Genomic DNA, 17,827 nt, shown 5'->3' on the forward strand with positions numbered 1-17,827 from the left:
GTGTCATTTGCACTAACTCTCTCTTGGATCGGACAGTCCAGGCGGCCGATGCGGATACTCGAATCAATCCTTGATGGCACCACTGGGGCGAGCGGGAACGCTCCCCGCGTCATTCACTCGCCCCATGATGACCGCATCGTGGCCGAAGCACATCCGGCGCGGCCCGATCAAGTCGAGCGCGCCGTCGCCGCGGCGGTCAAAGCCAAGCCGGTCATGCAGGCGATGCCCTCGCACGAGCGCGCCCGAATCTTGGATCAGGTCGCCCTTGGTGTCCGTGCGAAACGCGAGGAATTTGCACGTCTGCTTCTGGAGGAAGCCGGCAAGCCGATCACATTGGCGCGACTCGAGGCCGACCGATGCGTACAGACGATCACCGACGCCGCACATTGGGCGCGTCGTCCGCCGGCGGAAGCCATACCGCTTGACGGCTTCCCGCCAGGGACCGGCCGCTGTGGCATCCTGCGACGCTTCCCGGTCGGTGTGATTGCCGCCATCACGCCATTCAACTTCCCACTCAATCTGGTCGCACACAAGCTGGCCACGGCGATCGCCGCGGGGTGCCCCGTGATCCTGAAACCGGCCTCACAGACGCCATCCGCAGCGATTCTGTTGGCAGAGATCATCACACAAGCCGGCCTCCCGGCCGGGGCTCTGCAAGTCCTCCTACTTTCCGGTGCCGATGCCGGGGTCCTGGTGACCGACGAACGCATTGCCATGGTGACATTCACCGGCTCGGCCGAAGTCGGTTGGGGGATCAAGGCACGGGCCGGGCACAAGAAAGTCACGCTCGAATTGGGCGGGAATGCCGCCGCCATCGTTGAGCCGGATTCCGATTGGGAGAACGCCGCCGCCCGCTTGGCCCATGGCGCCTTTGCCTACGCGGGGCAATCGTGCATCTCGGTCCAGCGCATCTACGTTCAGGAGACGATCACGGACAGATTCACCGAAGCGCTCATAGCTGCCGCGACGGCATTCCCCACCGGCGATCCCTCCGATGAGAAGACGCTCTGTGGTCCATTGATCGATGCCGCCAATGCCGAGCGGGTCATGAATTGGATCGCACGCGCGCAGACACGCGGCGGTCGCCTGCTCTGCGGGAATCACAGACAAGAGAATGTCGTCTCACCGACGGTCATCGTCGATGCTCCTGAAGATGCGGAAGTCTCCTGCCAGGAGGTCTTTGGCCCGGTGGTCACGCTGTCGTCGTATCGAGATTTTCGAGATGCACTGCATCGTGTCAACAACTCCCGCTACGGGTTGCAGGCGGGCGTCTTCACCAATGATGTGCGCAAACTCTGGCGGGCATTCGACACGCTGGAAGTCGGCGGGATCATCCACAATGACGCGCCGACATTCCGCGTCGATGCGATGCCGTACGGCGGCGTGAAGGATTCCGGGATCGGGCGTGAAGGCGCCCGTTGGGCGATTGAGGAGATGATCGAGCCGCGTCTTCTGGTGCTGTCGACAGGCTGACGGTCATGTGTGTGCCACTGACCTTGGTCAGTGAGACAACGATGGCAGCAAGAACTTCCACTGACCGAGGTCAGTGGCACAAGATGATGACGAAGGGATGAGATGATTATGCCGCCCTTGAATCTTTTGATCGGCAAAACCCGGCTGGAAGCCGTCCGGGGCGACATCACCATCCAAGACACCGATGCCATTGTCAATGCCGCCAACAGTGAGTTGCGTGGCGGTGGCGGCGTCGATGGCGCAATACATCACGCCGGTGGACCGACGATTGCGGAGGAATGCCGCAAGATCGGGCGTTGCCCGACTGGGAAGGCCGTCGTGACAGGCGGTGGCAAGCTCAAGACGAAGTGGGTCATTCACGCGGTCGGGCCGATCTACGCCGGTCTGCGTAGCGACGCAGACGAACTCGCTTCCGCCTATCAGGAGAGTCTTGAACGCGCGCGAGAATGCGGCGCCCGTTCCGTTGCCTTCCCCTCCATCTCGACCGGTGCCTATGGGTATCCGATTCGTGACGCGGCACCGATTGCGATCAACACGGTCGAGAAGTTCGTCCGCGCGAATCCGGATGTTCTCGATCTGGTCCGCTTCGTGTTGTTTTCGGATGCAGACTACTCGGTCTATTTCGCCGAGTTCACCAAGCGCGGCGCCAAACGGCCGACGATCTATGAGTAACCATGTCGTGGATCATTTAACCAAAGCGGGACTTCGATGCCCTCATGCCATGGCGCAGATCAGTCGCGGAGGTGCCTTCTGGGGACCGCGCGAAGTCGCAGCTCGCGACTGACCGCCCTTGCCTTCCTTGGGATGACAATGGCCGGCTGCTCCTACACACAGAACTACGCTTTGCTGCCACGGGAAGACGTGAGGTTGGAAGAGCATCAGGTATGGATACAAGTCTCGAGCATTCACACTTCACAATGTCCACCAGGCGTCGTGTGCTTCGTAATGTACTTTGCCTTGTCGCACCCACCTTCAGCCGGCAACGCGCTGGCAAGAGCCGATTCAGTGTTCCTCCTCCGCGATCCCTGCAGCCGACGTCGTCCGCTTTGTGGCGATCCGCAGAGGCGCTGGATCAAGGCTCGACGATTAGCGCAGAACTATCGCTGCCTCTGCCGACCCCTCAGTTCCTAGTAGTCCGTGCGTTCTACACGATCATAGATGTACCAAAGAACGTTCAGATCACCAAAGTGCTTGACTATCGACTACAGAGATGGCGACGGCGTTGGCTCTTTCCACAGGGAGGGCCCGTTCCAAGAGACTCATGGCCCTGACTTTGTTCATAGACCAAGACTCTCCGAGCCCTGACGAACGTCAGGGCCACTCAGACTGTAAGGGCGGGGTTTCCCCGCCCTGAGACAAGGGCGCGGAGACCGCGCCCCTACACCTTCTGTTTCCAACGGGTACCGGCGGGGGTGTCTTCGATCACGATGCCCATCTGATCGAAGAGGGCGCGGATTTCATCGGCGCGTTTCCAGTCCTTGCGGGCACGCGCCTCGCGGCGTTCCTCGATCAACTGCATAATGCGGGATTCGTCGACCTTCGGGGCGTCCGGACGAAGGACATCGAGAATCCGGTCGGCATCTTCCAAGAAAGCCAGCGCCAGAGCGGCGTCGCCCTGATTGACGCCATCGACCTCGAGGCGCTTGTTTGTGTCGCGGACAAGATTGAACAGCGCGCCGAGAGCGCCGGCGATATTAAGATCTTCGTCAATCGCGGCGCCGAATTCGGCCCGTGACTCGTCCACCAATCCGAGGATGTCATCGTGCACGGCACCGGGAGCGGTGATTTCCCGCAGACGGAGCTGCAAGTCCCGCAGCCGCTCGATCGCGCCCTTCGCTCCTTCAAGGCCGGCCATCGTGAAGTTCAACTGCGCCCGGTAGTGCGTGGAGAGAAGGAGATATCGCACCGCGACCGGCGAGTGCCCCATCGCCATCAGATCACGCAGCGTGTAGAAGTTCCCGAGCGACTTGGCCATCCGCCGCCCTTCGACCATCAGGTGCTCGCTGTGCAGCCAGTACCGCACGAAGGGCAGACCGGTGCTCCCCTCCGATTGGGCGATCTCGTTCTCGTGGTGCGGGAAGATGTTGTCGACGCCGCCGGTATGGATGTCGAACGACGGACCCAGGTACTTCATCGACATCGCCGAGCACTCGATGTGCCAGCCGGGACGCCCCTTCCCCAACGATGTCTCCCAGAAAACGTCGCCATCGTCCGCGTCCCAGGCCTTCCACAGGGCGAAGTCGGAGACCTGGTCTTTCTCGTATTCATCGGAAGCGACGCGGGCGCCCGCCTTCAATTCCGCGAGATTCATGTGCGACAACTCGCCATAGCGCGGGAAGGTGGAAATTCGGTAGTAGATCGAGCCGTCATCGGCACGATAGGCATGGCCTCGCTCCAGAAGCGCTTCAATGATCGCGACCATCTCGGCAATATGCGAAGTCGCCGTCGGGTACACTTCCGCGCGTTCGATGCGCAGGGCATCCAAATCGGCGAAGAAGCCGGCGGTGTATGGCGCGGTGTACGCCTGGGGCGTAACCTTGTCGCGTCGGCAGGCCCGGATGATCTTGTCGTCGATGTCGGTCAGGTTCATCACCTGCGTCACTGTGTAACCGCGCCAGCGCAGTACCCGCCGCAAGAGGTCTTCGAATACAAATGTGCGGAAGTTGCCGATGTGGGCCGTGTCATAGACCGTCGGTCCGCAGGTGTACATGCGGACCTCCCCATCGCGCAGGGGATGAAACTCGGTCAGAGCCCGGGCGCGCGTATCAAAGAACCGCAGTGCCATCAGCGCCTCGCCTGCCTCCGTCCCATCGCCCTCTGGGGTTTGGCGCCCGTGAGCGATGCCACCGTGGGCCCATCGAGTTTCTTGATCACCGCCAGTACGAGCTTGAGTGTAGCGTCATAGTCCGGCCGGGCGATGATCGAATTGTGCGAATGAATGTACCGTGCGGCCGGGCCGAGCGAGACGGTCGGGACTCCGATCCGTGTCATGTGTATGCGGCCGGCGTCGGTCGCGCCGCGATCCATCGACGACAGGTGGTACTTGATCTTCAGCCGCTCCGCGGTGTCGATCACCAATTGCAAAAGCGCGTTGTTCGGGATCATCCCGGCGTCAAAGACATCGATGGCGACGCCGCCGCCCAGTGTCTCCCCCGGCGCATCGATGCCGGGCGTGTCGCGCGCGATGCCGACATCGAGAACAAGGGCCACATCGGGATCGATCGCCCACGCCGAAGTCCCGGCGCCACGCAAGCCGACCTCTTCCTGCACGCTGCCCACGCCGATCAGCGTCGCGGCCATTGTTTTTGGCCTGACGGCCTGAAGGGACTCGCAGACCAGGGCGCAGGCGACGCGGTTATCGAACGCCTTCGCCAGGTACAGCTTGGGGTTGCTCATGACCTGGAACTCGGAGAGCGGCGTCACGTAGTTGCCGTTGCGAATCCCGAGCTTCTTCTGGACATCGAAACCCTTCATGACGCCGACATCGATGTACATGTCCTTCGGTTCAATCACCTTCTTGCGACTGTCCTCCGGAAGGAGGTGCGGCGCCGTGGAACCGACGACACCGATGACAGGTCCTTTGGCGGTGTGGACGACGACACGCTGCGACAGCATCACATGCCCCCACCAGCCGCCGAGGGGAAATACCCTCAGGAACCCATCCTTGGTGACCTCGCGCACGACCCAGGCGACCTCGTCCATATGCGCACCGATCAGCACGCGGGGACGGTCACTCCGACCCGACACTTCGGCGATCAGGGAGCCCAGCTTGTCGGTCGATTGCCGGGCATACGACGGTAGATGCGCGGCCATGATCGCGTGCACGGCATGTTCATTGCCCGGCGCCCCATGCGCCTCGGTCAGTTCCTTCAACAGCAATTCGGTCTTGTCCACGACTCCTCCATGTCCCGCCCTATCCTACGTGATCACCGGCGGCCTAACCATAGTGTAAGAGGTACGCGCATCGGATTCAAACCGCATTTCCAAGATCGGCTGTGCGGGGCATGTCCTCAACCAGCCAGACGCGCGGGAAGCTCACGCAATTCCGCAATCTCCACACAGCGTGTGGCCCCGGGCTCGTAGGCGCGCCGGGGGCGTCGCACCAAGACCGCCGTCATTCCCGCATGCGTCGCTCCGATGGCGTCCTCGTGCTGCCGGTCACCGACATACAGGCAACGCCTGGCGGAGACGCGCAGGCGATGCGCGACCAGCCGGAACGGCTCCGGATGCGGCTTGCGAAAGACTCCGGTGGACGTGAACACCGCCGCATCCAGATGCGGCCAGATGCCGAAATGCTGAAGCTCTTCGCGGTGGTCCCGGGCACGGAAGCAGGTATTGGATAGGAGACCGAGTCGGTATCCCCGTGATTTGAGCTCGGCGAGCGTCGCCTCCGCATCCGGATAGACCGTAACCTGCCGCCGAATCGGCGCGTAGTAGGCGGCGTGCAATCGCTCCATCTCATCCGGCAGTAGATGGATGTCAAAAGGCCGCACCAAGTCGCGCAGCAAGTCGCCGATCCGGTACTCCCTCTGTTCCTCGCGTATTCCCCGTCGACGGCGCTCCAAGAGTTCATTGAATCGTACCGTGAATCGCTCCGTCGGGGGGAGCGGCTTCCCCAAACGCTGCAGCATGCGATACGCCGACTCCACACTCGATGGATACAACGCCGCCCAAGGGACATTTTCAAACTCCAACAGCGTGCTCCCCATGTCGAAGATCACGGCGGCGAACCGGCCGCCCTGGGGCGGTGCCAGAACTCGCTGCCGACGACCTTCATCGCGCCGCGTAGTCGGCATCGTCAAAGCACTCACGATAACTCCCGCATGAGAGGACCATCTGTCAGAGGCCTATCGTGCAAACAAGGGGCTTAAGCCCCTTGTCCTCAGGTAAACGGACCGGCCGAGTACCCTTACTTGCCTTCGAGGGCCAGGTCACAGATGCGTCGCAGCAATTCGGGGAATTCGATGCCCGCGGACTTTGCCGCTTGTGGCACCAATGATAATGAGGTCATCCCCGGCAGCGTGTTCATTTCCAGGCAGTACACGTTTCCATCGGGATCCATCCGGAAATCGGCCCGTGCATAGCCGCGACAGCCGAGCGCGCGAAAAGCCTCCATCCCCTGTTCCTGCACAATCCGGGTCTGCGGCGCGCTCAACGGGGCCGGGCAGATGTACTCGGTCTGGCCGGGCGTATATTTGCATTCGTAGTCGTAGATGCCGTGCTTCGGTCTGATCTCAACCACGGGGAGCGGCTTGTCGCCCAAGACGCCGACGGTCAATTCCCGCCCCGGAATGTACTGCTCGGCAATCACGCGCGGACCCCAGTGAAAGGCCTGCTTGAGAGCCGGCGCCCACTGCGATGCGTCCTTCACCAGCGTCAGCCCGACGGTCGACCCCTGAGCGTTCGGTTTGACCACCAGGGGCAGGCCGAGGGCATCGCTGAGATCAGCGAATTCCCAATCGGTCGGCGCATCCAGCACGCGCCACTCCGGCGTGGGGATTCCTTCGGCGACGAAGATGCGTTTGGCGGCATTCTTGTCCATGGCCAACGCCGACGCCAGCATTCCTGAGCCGGTATAAGGAATGTTCGCCAGATCGAGCAGCGCCTGGAGATGACCGTCCTCACCATCGCCGCCGTGGAGAGCGATGAGGACGACGTCCACCGAGCGCAAATCGGCCAGCGGGAGATCCGCCGGCGAGAGAATGGTCCCGGTCCCGCCGCCCACGGAGGCCAAGGTCGATTGATCCGGTGGGGCTGTGCCGATTTTCTGGCCCGTCGGCTGCGGCTGCCACTCCACCGCGCGCATCGTCACACCCGGGTCGAGCCGAAACACGGTGTGTCCCGACCCACTCAGCGCCTGACTGATCGCATCCCCGGAGGCCAGCGATACGTCGCGCTCCGACGACTTTCCCCCGGCCAGGACCAGGACTCTCAACTCCACCTCACCGGGTACACTCTCTCGATAATTCGCGCCGACCACCGTGGACGTTCTCTCCATGAAGCCGCCCTTCTCTATGTAGGATCAAGTCACTCAGCTTTCGGATCTCCGCGAGGACCGCCGCCGGAAATAGCGGACCGCCGCGAACAGGACGGTCAGGCCAACCAGAATCCAGAAACCGATGCTGACTGTGCGCCACTGGCCTGCTACAGATTCCCAGTTCTCATGCAGCACCAAGGCCAGGGTCGCCAGCAACCCATTCCAGATCAGGATCGACACCCCACCCAGCGCCAGTGCGCGCCGGCGCGGGTAACCGCCAACGCCGGCCGCCAACGGCACCACGGATCGCACACCCACCAAGAACCGTCCGAACACGATGACCAGACCACCCCAGCGTTGAAACCACGCCTCGACGCGTGTGAGTGCCGAGTGCGAGAAGAGGCCTGTACTCCGCTTCCGAAAGGCCAGTCGGCCCTTCGCGACCCCCAACCAGTATAAGAGAGCGAATCCGACAAACCCACCCAAAGATGAGGCCACCAGTGCCCCGTACACCGGCCGGCCGCCGGTCTCCAACATCACCAAACCGAGGAAGAAGACCGCGTCGCCGGGAAATGGTGGGAACCACATCTCGGTGAAAGCGGCGATGAAGAAGACACCGAAGGCCCACCACAATGACTGAGCGGTCAGGAATGTCAACCACGGCACAGTGCCATCGGCACTCATGGACGCGCCCCGCCGACCCACGGATGGTCGAGTGCACAGACGGTGGCGACCGCATGCGCCACAATCCCCTCCTGTCGACCGACAAACCCCATCTGCTCCATCGTCGTCGCCTTGACCGAGACCGAAGTACGGGGGATGTCAAGGTCGACGGCGATGTTTCCACGCATTGCCTCCGCGAATGGCGCAATCCGGGGGACCTCGGCGAGCACCACAGTGTCGATGTGCACCGGCCGGAATCCTGCTTCCAAAAGGAGCTGCGCCGTCCGGCGGAGCAGAATGCGGGAGTCCACCCCGGCGAATCGCTCGTCCCCTGGGGGGAAGTGCTGTCCAATATCCCCCAAGGCCGCCGCTCCCAGGAGAGCATCACAGATGGCATGCAACAGGACATCGCCGTCCGAGTGTCCGATCAAACCACCGCGCTCAGCCAAGCGGACACCGCCCAGAACCAATGGCCGTTCACCGCCGAGTCGATGGGCATCGACGCCGAACCCGACACGCATGTCGGCTCTGCGATCCTCGCCGGCCACGAGTCGTTCGGCCAATGTCCAGTCGTCCGGGGTTGTGATCTTCATATTCGCGGTTGTCGATTGCACGATCGCCACCCTGCCCCCGATCCGTTCCACCAACTCCGCGTCGTCGGTTCCCGTGACCGCGTCGGCCCGCGCCCGATCGTGCGCGGCGCGCAACGACTCTGTCCGAAACATCTGCGGCGTTTGAGCGACCCAGAGCGCACTCCGATCGACAGTCCGAAGAGATTCGTCACTCTGCGTCTTCAGTGTGTCGGACACCGGTATGGCGAGAATCGCACCGTCGGCATGCTCTGTTGCAGAGACCAGTGCATCCCAACGGTCACGTGGCCAGAACGGTCGCACGGCGTCGTGGACGGCGACAAGATCGATATCGGCAGGAAGGCGGGACAGGGCAAGACGGACTGACTCTGTCCGCGTACTGCCGCCCCGTATGACCTCCGTGGGAAGTCCAGGGTCTCCGCAGAACACTCCGGCCCGGTCGCGGTGAGCCGCATCCACGACCACTCCCAGCCAGCTTGCCCGATGTCCCTGCCCCGCTGCCAGCAGGGATTTTGGATGAAACGACCGCCACGAGCGCTCCACAAGAGTCCCTCCTGCCAAGGGACGCCATTGCTTCGGATCCCCCTTGCCGCACCGAGTCCCGGCTCCGGCGGCGGCGAGGATCACGGCGATGGAGTGTTCAGATGGCATGATGCAAGACGTTACCGCTGACCGTGAGGCGAATCGACTCAAGAACTCCCTCACTCGATCCGCCTGCGGCGGATCGACCTCTCCCCCTCGACTTCGCTCAGGGCAAGCCGGAGGGAGAGGTTAGCCCCTCCATCGTGATCACTTGATCAACATCGCGTCGCCGTAGCTATAGAATCGATACCCGTCGCGCACGGCAACGTCGTACGCGTTCATTATCATCCCCACACCATCATTGCCGGTCTGTCCGGCGAATGCCGCAACGAGCGCCAGCAAGGACGAGCGCGGCAAATGGAAGTTGGTGATCAAAGCGTCGACGACCTGACATCGAAAACCGGGCAGAATAAACAAGTCGGTTCGCCCGGCGACTGCCGCGAACACACCGTCCGAAGGACTGGAGGCCATTCCAGACCAAACACCCTGCGCCGCGACCGCCTCCAATGCCCGGGCTACGGTCGTGCCCACAGCGATGATGCGCCCCCGCCCCGATTGCCGTCTGAGGGCGATGCGTCGCTGTGTAGCGACGCCGATGGCGTACCGTTCATCTTCCAGATGATGGTCCTCAACCCGGTCGGTGGTGATCGGACGAAAAGTCCCGGCGCCGACATGGAGTGTCAGCGGCGCCATTCCGATGCGCCGCCGACGCAGCCGGTCCATCAGGATCCGGTCAAAATGCAGTCCCGCGGTTGGTGCCGCCACCGCGCCGGCATGACGGGCAAAGACAGTTTGATAGTCCCTCCGATCAGACGATTCGACATCGCGCGCGATATACGGAGGCAACGGCACGCGACCGACGCGCCTGAGCCAGTCGCCGAATCGCCCGGTGCCGCGAAACTCAACGATGCGCGTTCCATCGGCCGATACGGTTTCGACGCGGGCGGAAAAGTCGGCGTGACCGTTGTTCGGAAAAATGATCGTCGCCCCTTCGCGCAGTCTCGCGCCAGGACGGACCATCGCTCGCCAGCGCCGCACACCCACTTCTTCCAAAAGAAGCACTTCCGCCGCACCACCGCCCGGATCGCGTCGACCCAGAAGCCGCGCCGGAATCACTGCCGTGTCGTTGACGACCAACAGGTCACCCGCATTCAGCAGATGCGGCAGCTCATCGAAGCGATGATGCGAGATCTCGCCGCTGCCGCGATCCAGGCGGAGCAAACGACAATGCCGCCGCACCGAGGTGGGATGATAGGCAATCTGCTCCCGTGGCAGATGGTAGTCCAGTCGTTGCGTCTTCACGTCAGCGGCGGTGCAGCAGGTTGAGGAGTAGAGTGAGGATGACGCTCAACAGGAGACACGAAGCCAAGGGAATCCACAGAGACCAGTTCCTCCCGCGAATGGTCAGATCACCGGGGAGGCGTCCGAGCATACCGATGCGGCCGAGTCCCACCAGGACCAGACCGATGACCAGAGACACGGCTCCCATGACAATCAGAACCCTGCCCGTCACTCCCCATGGTGATGGATCACCCACGATTTGCCCGCCAACACCATCGGCAGCCCGGTGGCCTCCCGGGGAGTCGCACCGCCGGTCCTGCGGCATCACAGCAACCGATCCGTGCCAACGGCGCGATCGGTCACGCCCAAGTGCTTGAATGCGCGCGGCGTGGCGGCACGTCCGCGTGGCGTGCGATCCAGAAACCCCTCCTGGATCAGGAACGGCTCGTAGATCTCCTCCAGTGTCTCCGCTTCCTCCGCCACGGCGACGGCCAGCGTGTTCAATCCGACCGGTCCGCCATGGAACTTGTGGATGATCGTCTCGAGAATCTTCAGGTCCATCTCATCGAGACCGACGGCATCGACATTCAACGCCGCCAGCGACTCGTCGGCGATGGTTCGGTCGATGGTCTTGGCGCCGCGCACGTCGGCGAAATCACGGATGCGGCGCAAGAGCCGGTTGGCGATGCGCGGCGTCCCGCGGGAGCGGCCGGCGATTTCCACCGCACCTTCGGGGGTGATCGGCACGCCGAGGATTGCGGCCGAACGGCGCACGATCGCGGCCAAATCGTCGGGAGAGTAGTAATCGAGCCGTCCCACAACACCGAACCGCGACCGCAACGGCGATGTCAGAAGTCCCGCGCGCGTCGTGGCGCCCACCAGAGTGAAACGTTTGAGCGGCAGCTTCACGGCGCGTGCCGCCGGTCCTTTGTCGATCATGATGTCGAGCGTGAAATCCTCCATCGCCGGATAGAGGTATTCCTCGACCACGGCATTGAGCCGGTGGATTTCGTCGACAAACAGGACCGAACGCTCTTCACAATTGGTCAAAAGACCCGCCAGATCGGCGGCGCGTTCCAGCACAGGGCCGGAGGTCGACTTGATCGGGGCCTCGAGTTCGTTGGCGATCACATGGGCCAGCGTCGTTTTGCCGAGACCCGGCGGGCCATACAACAACACATGGTCGAGGGCCTCGCCGCGCTTTCGTGTGGCGGCGATGAAGACCTTCAAGTTGTCGATGAGTGCTGTCTGACCCAGGAAGTCGGCAAATCGCCTTGGCCGAACGGACCCTTCGGCCGCGAGATCATCCGCCTGTGCCGATGGTGCGGTCAGGCGCGCGGGGACAGGCGAGCGTGCACGGTCGCCACTGTCACCACGTTGTGGTCGCGCGGCGGTCATGGCCTGGCCCGTACGATGTAGACGTTGTTCGACCACGCCGCTTCACAGGACGTGGGACAGGCAGGAATGCCTGTCCTCCTGATCACAGGGCGTAAGTCTAAGGAGGACAGACATTCCTGTCTATCCTTCGGTGCGTCGCAGAGAGATTGAGCCATACAGGGAACAACCGGAAATCGAATGCACATTATCCCGCCGCCGAGAGGGCATGACGGATCAACTTCTCAGTCGAGGGCTCACCGGGCAGAGACCGCGACGCGCGCGTGACCGCCTCCTGCGCCTCAGCACGACTGTACCCAAGCACGACCAGGGCGGCAATCGCTTCGTTGGCAAGCCCCCCGCCGGAGGTTCCCGCGCCGCTGGGGAGCTCGGCCCCGGGGCGTTCGACCTTGTCTTTCAATTCCACCACAATGCGCTCGGCTGTCTTACGTCCCAGCCCCGATATCCGGGCCAACATCCCCACATCGGCACAGGAGATGGCGCGTTGTATCTCGGCCACCGACAGACCGGACAAAACCGACAGCGCCAGCTTGGGTCCCACGCGGGTGACGCCGAGGAGCAGATCGAAAATCGCCCGTTCCTGCGATGTCGCGAACCCGAACAGGAGGTGCGCATCCTCGCGTACAATCAGACGCGTCAGGATGCGGCAGCGAGCGCCTGTCTCCGGGAGGCGGTCGAACGTGGACAGGGGAATCGCCATTTCATACCCAATGCCGCCGCAGGAGACCACGGCCCTCGTGGGATGCCGCTCCACCAACTCGCCGTCCAAGTGCGTGATCATTGGCGCGCTCCAACCGCCCGCAAATCTGCCGCTTCGCGACGGTGCAAGTGGCAAAGCGCGATCGCCGCGGCGTCGGCGCAATCGGCCGGCCTTGGGGGTTCGGACAGCCCCAAGAGACGCTCGACCATGAATGCCACCTGTTCCTTCGATGCCCGGCCATTCCCGGTCACAGACTGCTTGATCTCACGCGCCGAGTACGATCGCACCGGCACTCCACCCAAGGCCGCTCCCAGCATGGCGGCGCCACGCGCCTGTCCCAAAGCCAGCGCCGCGCGTGTGTCTCTGGCCAAGAACACGTCTTCAACCGCCACTTCCTCGGGACGGTGCCGCGCCAAGAGTTCACGTATTCCCTCGCAGATGACGAGCAGGCGCTGTGCCAAGTCCAGCCGCGGATCGGTATGGATGGCGCCGTATCCACTCAGCACCGGGTGCTCGGGATCACCGACCAGAACCGCCCAGCCGGTTGATCCGAGCCCCGGATCGATACCCAGAATGGTCATTTCACGTCCCGCCGGAGGTCGTCCGTGTGTGCGAGCCCTTCCTGCCGGTCGACCTCCTGACCATGTCGGTAGGATATGCATGAACGCGGCGACGTGAAATCACAAAAAAAACCCGCCGCGGCGGGGTCGATGTCATCCCGTGAACCATGAAGATCACGACGCGCTGAACCGTTCGATGACGGCATCGTCGATATCGAAATTGGCGTAGACGTGTTGGATGTCCTCGTGGTCCTCCAGGGCCTCCATCAGGCGCAGCATTTGTTCAGCGTCTTTGCCGTCGAGTTTCACGTTCGATTGCGGCACCATGGTGACTTCCGCCGAGGCAATCGGGATCTGCTTCTTCTCCAGGGCCGACTTGACGGCCTCGAATGTCTCCAGCGGGGTGACGATGGAATATACTCCGCCATCGGCGGTCATGTCGGCGGCGCCCGCATCGAGGGCGGCCTCCAAGACGAGATCCTCCGGCGCCCGGTTCGATTCGATTTCAATCAAGCCCTGTTTGTGGAACATCCAGTTCACGCACCCGGCCTCGCCCATGTTTCCGCCGTTCTTGCTGAGGACAAAACGGATCTCCGAGACGGTGCGGTTCCGATTATCGGTCAGCGCCTGCATCAGGAGGGCGACACCACGCGGCCCATAGGCCTCGTACTGGACCTCTTCATAGTTGACGCCGGGAAGCTCCCCCGTGCCGCGCTGGATCGCCTTCTTGATGTTGTCCGCCGGCATGTTGCCGGCCTTGGCGGCCAGGAGTGCCGTACGGAGGCGCGGATTGGCCTCGGGGTCGCCGCCGCCGTGCCTGGCTGCCACGGTGATTTCTTTGATCAGACGAGTGAAGGTGCGCCCGCGGGCGGCGTCGGTTTTTTCCTTCTTGCGTTTGATCGTGGACCATTTGGAATGACCGGACATGGCTCTCCCCGCTTGCTTCGGACGCTACAGACTATCAATTTAAGCCCCCACTCGCAATACTGCAAGGGGCTGAAGCCCCTTGTTTGCCAGTTCTGGGTTATCTCTCAGGACGGACACCGGAAACAGAGCGTGGTGGCACGGGGCTGGGGCCACTGGATCCGTGGTATTGTGTTCCCCCAGTACAGCGGCGCAGCCAGACCCCGGTTAGACAAGGGGCCTTACCCCCTTGCCGTCCCCACTCCTGCCGGGTAGCCCCCAGGGCTACTGCGTCGGGATCTGGAATGTCAGCCCGGCACCCAGTCCGGCGAATCGAAGCGACTGGCCGGAGGTGAACACGTTGTTGAAGATCGCCTGCACGGAAAGGCGTCCATGCTGGGAAACACGGATGAGGGCGCCGGGACCGAAACTCATGCCAATGTCCGTACGCGTATCACTCTTCTCGATGGGGGTAACGACGCCGTTCTGGCGATCCCAATTGAGGTTCGACGTGAATTTGTTGATGTAGGCCCCGATCCCCAGTTGGGCGAAGAAGTTGACGTTGCCCAGCAAATTCAGGTAGTAGCGGCCACGGGCGCCGGCATACATCGTCCGCCACTTGTAATCCGGCGTGTAACGGCTCCCCGTCTTCAGACTGTCGGCGATGAAATCCTGGTCAAACGGGTTGAAGCTGGCTCCGAATTCCCCGCCGACACTGATCCGGTCGGTCACCAGCTTGTCGACGGCCGCCCCGAATCCCACGCCGCCCTTCACCTTGTCGCCGAAGTCCGTCGTCGGATAGTCGCCGACCGGAGTGCTCCATCCACCCGAGACGCCGATCAGCAACTCACCCCGCTCCACTGCCGCCACAGGCAGCGGCAAGGACATCGCCAGCAAGAGTCCAATCCCAACAACGCACGTTCGCTTCATCTCTCCTCCCGTTGGAATCACGGATACCCTGGATCAACAGACGCATCAAGGATATCCCCCGCCATCTCCTCTGCAGAGTTATTACCCACGAGGCGCTGCCATATTCGCCTGCCGCCCCGGTGGTTCTTCTTTGACGGATTTGGCCGGAAATCGTTTCAACGCTGAATGGGATTTGCGGCACAAGGAGAGAACATGCCGAGCGTGTGATTCAGCTTCAATCGTCCCCGACCCTGCGTCCACAAACGCCACGGCCCGGCCGGGGTCGATTCCCGGCCGGGCCATTGGAGCGATGCGGTAGCTCCGCTATTGCTGGGCGCCGAATGTGAACAGCAGGAAGGCCCCCGCGCTGATGTACTGGGTAGCGTCGCCCTCGGTCATGACGTTGTGGAAGGCCCCTTGGACCCCCACCTTCATTTTCTCACCGGCCTTGAAGAGCATGCCGGCGCCGCCGTTGACGCCGAATTCGGTGCTCGAGGCGCTGACATCGAGATCGATGTCGCCGATATCGACCGAAACACCACCCTTCATGTTGTAGAAGCCGGCGCCGCCGAACAAATACGGCGTCATCTTGGCGCCGTCCTGCCCAAAGAAGTACTTGGCATGGCCTGTGATCTGCAAGAGCTTGAAGTCGTCGACGCTCACGTCTTCCAGGTCTTCCTCGACCTTCGCGCCCAGCATGTTGTACATGAAGTCGGCGCCGACCGCGAGGTTGGGCGTCAACATGTAGTCGCCAACCCCACCGAATCCAAACCCGATGTCGGCGGCATCACCGAAATCCCCCATCGGGATGGCAGCACCGGCCCCCGGTCCGACAAGGAACTGCCCCTTCACGAACTGCGCGTTGGCCGTCCCCGACATCGCCACGACGAGTCCCAAGACTGCCGCGGCCGCAACCATTCCCCACTTCTTCATGAACCCTCCTTGTGATTCGACCTGAACTAACAACCCGCCCCGTCGGATCGACGGGGGGGGTCGAGGCGTGATGATGTAACTTTACCTGATTCCCCAGAGCCAAAAGCGCAACGAAAGCGAGGCGCGTGAGCCGAAATTGGTAGCCGATTCCGTCTCGGCCTCCAGTCCCTCTGTGCTCGCCTTGCGCTTTCCGAACATGTCAACAGTGGGTCCCCAGACACCGACAATATCAACGCCATTCGCTAGCGGAGCCGAACCTCCGACGAAGACGCCGAAACTGAAGTCAGTGTATGTGTCGAGCTTTACGGTAGTCCCCCCCTCGACATAGTCGTCCGGAGAACCCAGAATCAGCATCCCATACCCACCGATAAGTGGGGAAGCCCCCTCCATCTTCGCGGCCTTCTCCACGCGAACGCCAGCGCGAATCTCGGTACCTGACCCCACAAGGCTCGTCTTCGCCTGGGCAGCCAAGAACCCGCCGCCGTCGGTTTCGGTGATCGTAAGGTAGTTCTCGTCGATTTTGTCAAACCCCAACATGGGTTCGATCAACAGCCCCGACTCCATCTGGATCGGTAGCACCATGTTGGGCGTGATACCGCCATTGCCGTCCCAGACAACGCCAACACCCATCGCGCCGTGCGCGGTCCCGCTTGCAGCCACGACCGCCAAGGCCGCCACTGCTGCCAACACTCCCCACTTCTTCATGATGAGACCCTCCTTGAAATGGTTTGTACTACAGTCCTGACAGACCAGTCCATTGATCCCCCCCAGGGATCGGCCGGAGTAAAGTAGCGACCGCGCGACCTGTCAAGAGTAGAATTGTCAACCGCTTAGAAAAAGACCAACCGTCCCCGACCATCCAATGGCAGGCAAGTCGTTGTGGTGTAACATCTTCAACCGCGCTCGCGCCGGGTGCGTTCGAACGCAATAAAGAACGTCCGGGGTGTAGGGCTATACACCCGTTTGAGTTGCCAAGTGCGATTCGGCGGAGATCAGAAAAGAGAGAGCATCACGCCGACGCGAATGTCCCACCAATTGGTTCGAGATTTGTCCTTCAATCGGGACCCGTCCTCGGCGTAGCGATCTTCCCGCATGCGGCCATCGGTTGTGCGGAGTTTGTCAGTCCGGTTTGTCCCTTTGGTCGAGATGCTGACGTACCGCGGCTCGAAGAGGAATGCCAACCGGTCGCCGATCGGCACCCGGACACCGACTCCGCCTGTCAGAGACAGACTGAGATCGACGGTCGATTCCAACCGGTCCACAAGGAGGGTGTCTTCCATCCGAACCGGTATGGGGAAATCGATGCTCACCTTCGGGCGGCCGATTCCAATCCCCGCCGACAGGTACGGCTGCCAGTGCGCGTATCCTCCCGCCAGGAAGTACCTTCCCCAGAGCTGCCCCATCAGTACTTTGGTGCTCCCCTCCTGTTCCAAGGGGATGGAAAAATCCAGGGGGAATCGTGTGTATCCCGCGGCGATGCCGACGGCGAGGCGCTGGGAGAGGAAGCGACCAAGCTCGAGAGCGCCCGTGAATCCGGTCTTGTGACCATCCTTGGGGTTCTCGCCTTTGATGGTCTCGGCGAACCTACCCGTGGGAATGGCGACTGCGCCTGAGGGACAGATGAGCCAACGAGGCGGGGCGGGACCCTGCGCCGATGCCACACGGCTGCCCAATCCGCACAACAGCGCTACAGCCATCGTCCGAAATACCCAACTCTGCTGGGCGGGCACGGCGCGCCGTGCCCCTTGTATGTCGTTTCCGGTGTATTTTGTGAATGGTGGTTTTGTGGGCGTGACAGACCGTGTGCCCCTTGGGTATGGAACTCGTGTTGTAGCGAGGTCGTCACGCCATTGGCTATCGA

General features: G+C 62.2%; 18 protein-coding genes. 2 read left to right on the forward strand and 16 right to left on the reverse strand.

Annotated elements, in window-relative coordinates; translation table 11 throughout:
* Positions 1-48: 48 nt before the first annotated feature.
* Both AB1792_03545 and AB1792_03550 read left to right on the forward strand, forming a co-directional pair.
* On the forward strand, positions 49-1,473 hold the full coding sequence (locus AB1792_03545) for an aldehyde dehydrogenase family protein (GenBank protein MEW5701284.1): 1,425 nt from the start codon (positions 49-51) through the stop codon (positions 1,471-1,473).
* A gap of 108 nt (positions 1,474-1,581) precedes the next feature.
* Positions 1,582-2,145, forward strand: coding sequence for an O-acetyl-ADP-ribose deacetylase (locus AB1792_03550; protein ID MEW5701285.1), 564 nt, complete (start codon positions 1,582-1,584; stop codon positions 2,143-2,145).
* Between the two features lie 706 nt (positions 2,146-2,851).
* Here AB1792_03550 and cysS read toward each other — a convergent pair.
* The 16 genes from cysS to AB1792_03630 all read right to left on the reverse strand — a co-directional run bounded on the left by cysS (position 2,852) and on the right by AB1792_03630 (position 17,627).
* Positions 2,852-4,258 (reverse strand): cysteine--tRNA ligase, encoded by a 1,407-nt coding sequence (gene cysS / locus AB1792_03555; GenBank protein MEW5701286.1) that lies wholly within the window; start codon positions 4,256-4,258, stop codon positions 2,852-2,854.
* Positions 4,258-5,367 carry a M42 family metallopeptidase gene (locus AB1792_03560; protein ID MEW5701287.1) on the reverse strand — a complete coding sequence of 370 codons (1,110 nt, stop codon included), beginning with the start codon at positions 5,365-5,367 and terminating at the stop codon, positions 4,258-4,260. The genes cysS and AB1792_03560 overlap by 1 nt, the downstream gene beginning before the upstream one ends.
* Before the next feature lie 116 nt (positions 5,368-5,483).
* Positions 5,484-6,284 carry an HAD family hydrolase gene (locus AB1792_03565; protein MEW5701288.1) on the reverse strand — a complete coding sequence of 267 codons (801 nt, stop codon included), beginning with the start codon at positions 6,282-6,284 and terminating at the stop codon, positions 5,484-5,486.
* A gap of 98 nt (positions 6,285-6,382) precedes the next feature.
* On the reverse strand, positions 6,383-7,471 hold the full coding sequence (locus tag AB1792_03570; protein MEW5701289.1) for a D-alanine--D-alanine ligase: 1,089 nt from the start codon (positions 7,469-7,471) through the stop codon (positions 6,383-6,385).
* 33 nt (positions 7,472-7,504) lie between these two features.
* Positions 7,505-8,134: a DedA family protein gene (locus AB1792_03575; protein ID MEW5701290.1), complete on the reverse strand. Its 630-nt coding sequence runs from the start codon at positions 8,132-8,134 to the stop codon at positions 7,505-7,507.
* Positions 8,131-9,354: a 2-C-methyl-D-erythritol 4-phosphate cytidylyltransferase gene (ispD, locus tag AB1792_03580; GenBank protein ID MEW5701291.1), complete on the reverse strand. Its 1,224-nt coding sequence runs from the start codon at positions 9,352-9,354 to the stop codon at positions 8,131-8,133. Before ispD ends, AB1792_03575 begins: the two co-directional genes overlap by 4 nt.
* 138 nt (positions 9,355-9,492) lie before the next feature.
* On the reverse strand, positions 9,493-10,587 hold the full coding sequence (gene queA, locus AB1792_03585; GenBank protein ID MEW5701292.1) for a tRNA preQ1(34) S-adenosylmethionine ribosyltransferase-isomerase QueA: 1,095 nt from the start codon (positions 10,585-10,587) through the stop codon (positions 9,493-9,495).
* Between the two features lies 1 nt (position 10,588).
* The gene (locus tag AB1792_03590; protein ID MEW5701293.1) at positions 10,589-10,822 is read right to left on the reverse strand and encodes a DUF2905 domain-containing protein; all 234 of its coding nucleotides are present in this window, start codon (positions 10,820-10,822) and stop codon (positions 10,589-10,591) included.
* Between the two features lie 68 nt (positions 10,823-10,890).
* A complete protein-coding gene (ruvB, locus tag AB1792_03595; GenBank protein ID MEW5701294.1) occupies positions 10,891-11,964 on the reverse strand; it encodes a Holliday junction branch migration DNA helicase RuvB in 1,074 nt (357 codons plus the stop codon).
* 184 nt (positions 11,965-12,148) lie between these two features.
* Positions 12,149-12,742: a Holliday junction branch migration protein RuvA gene (ruvA, locus tag AB1792_03600; GenBank protein ID MEW5701295.1), complete on the reverse strand. Its 594-nt coding sequence runs from the start codon at positions 12,740-12,742 to the stop codon at positions 12,149-12,151.
* Complete coding sequence (gene ruvC / locus AB1792_03605) at positions 12,739-13,242, reverse strand: crossover junction endodeoxyribonuclease RuvC (protein ID MEW5701296.1); 504 nt, start codon at positions 13,240-13,242, stop codon at positions 12,739-12,741. Before ruvC ends, ruvA begins: the two co-directional genes overlap by 4 nt.
* Before the next feature lie 153 nt (positions 13,243-13,395).
* Positions 13,396-14,148: a YebC/PmpR family DNA-binding transcriptional regulator gene (locus tag AB1792_03610; GenBank protein ID MEW5701297.1), complete on the reverse strand. Its 753-nt coding sequence runs from the start codon at positions 14,146-14,148 to the stop codon at positions 13,396-13,398.
* A gap of 261 nt (positions 14,149-14,409) precedes the next feature.
* Positions 14,410-15,054 (reverse strand): outer membrane beta-barrel protein, encoded by a 645-nt coding sequence (locus AB1792_03615; GenBank protein ID MEW5701298.1) that lies wholly within the window; start codon positions 15,052-15,054, stop codon positions 14,410-14,412.
* A gap of 303 nt (positions 15,055-15,357) precedes the next feature.
* Positions 15,358-15,966, reverse strand: a complete 609-nt coding sequence (locus AB1792_03620) for an outer membrane beta-barrel protein (GenBank protein ID MEW5701299.1) — start codon at positions 15,964-15,966, stop codon at positions 15,358-15,360.
* A gap of 81 nt (positions 15,967-16,047) precedes the next feature.
* On the reverse strand, positions 16,048-16,671 hold the full coding sequence (locus AB1792_03625) for a hypothetical protein (GenBank protein MEW5701300.1): 624 nt from the start codon (positions 16,669-16,671) through the stop codon (positions 16,048-16,050).
* 287 nt (positions 16,672-16,958) lie between these two features.
* Positions 16,959-17,627 carry a hypothetical protein gene (locus AB1792_03630; GenBank protein MEW5701301.1) on the reverse strand — a complete coding sequence of 223 codons (669 nt, stop codon included), beginning with the start codon at positions 17,625-17,627 and terminating at the stop codon, positions 16,959-16,961.
* Between the last annotated feature and the right edge of the window lie 200 nt (positions 17,628-17,827).

This window comes from Candidatus Zixiibacteriota bacterium (assembly GCA_040752595.1).
Classification (GTDB): domain Bacteria; phylum Zixibacteria; class MSB-5A5; order WJJR01; family WJJR01; genus JACQFV01.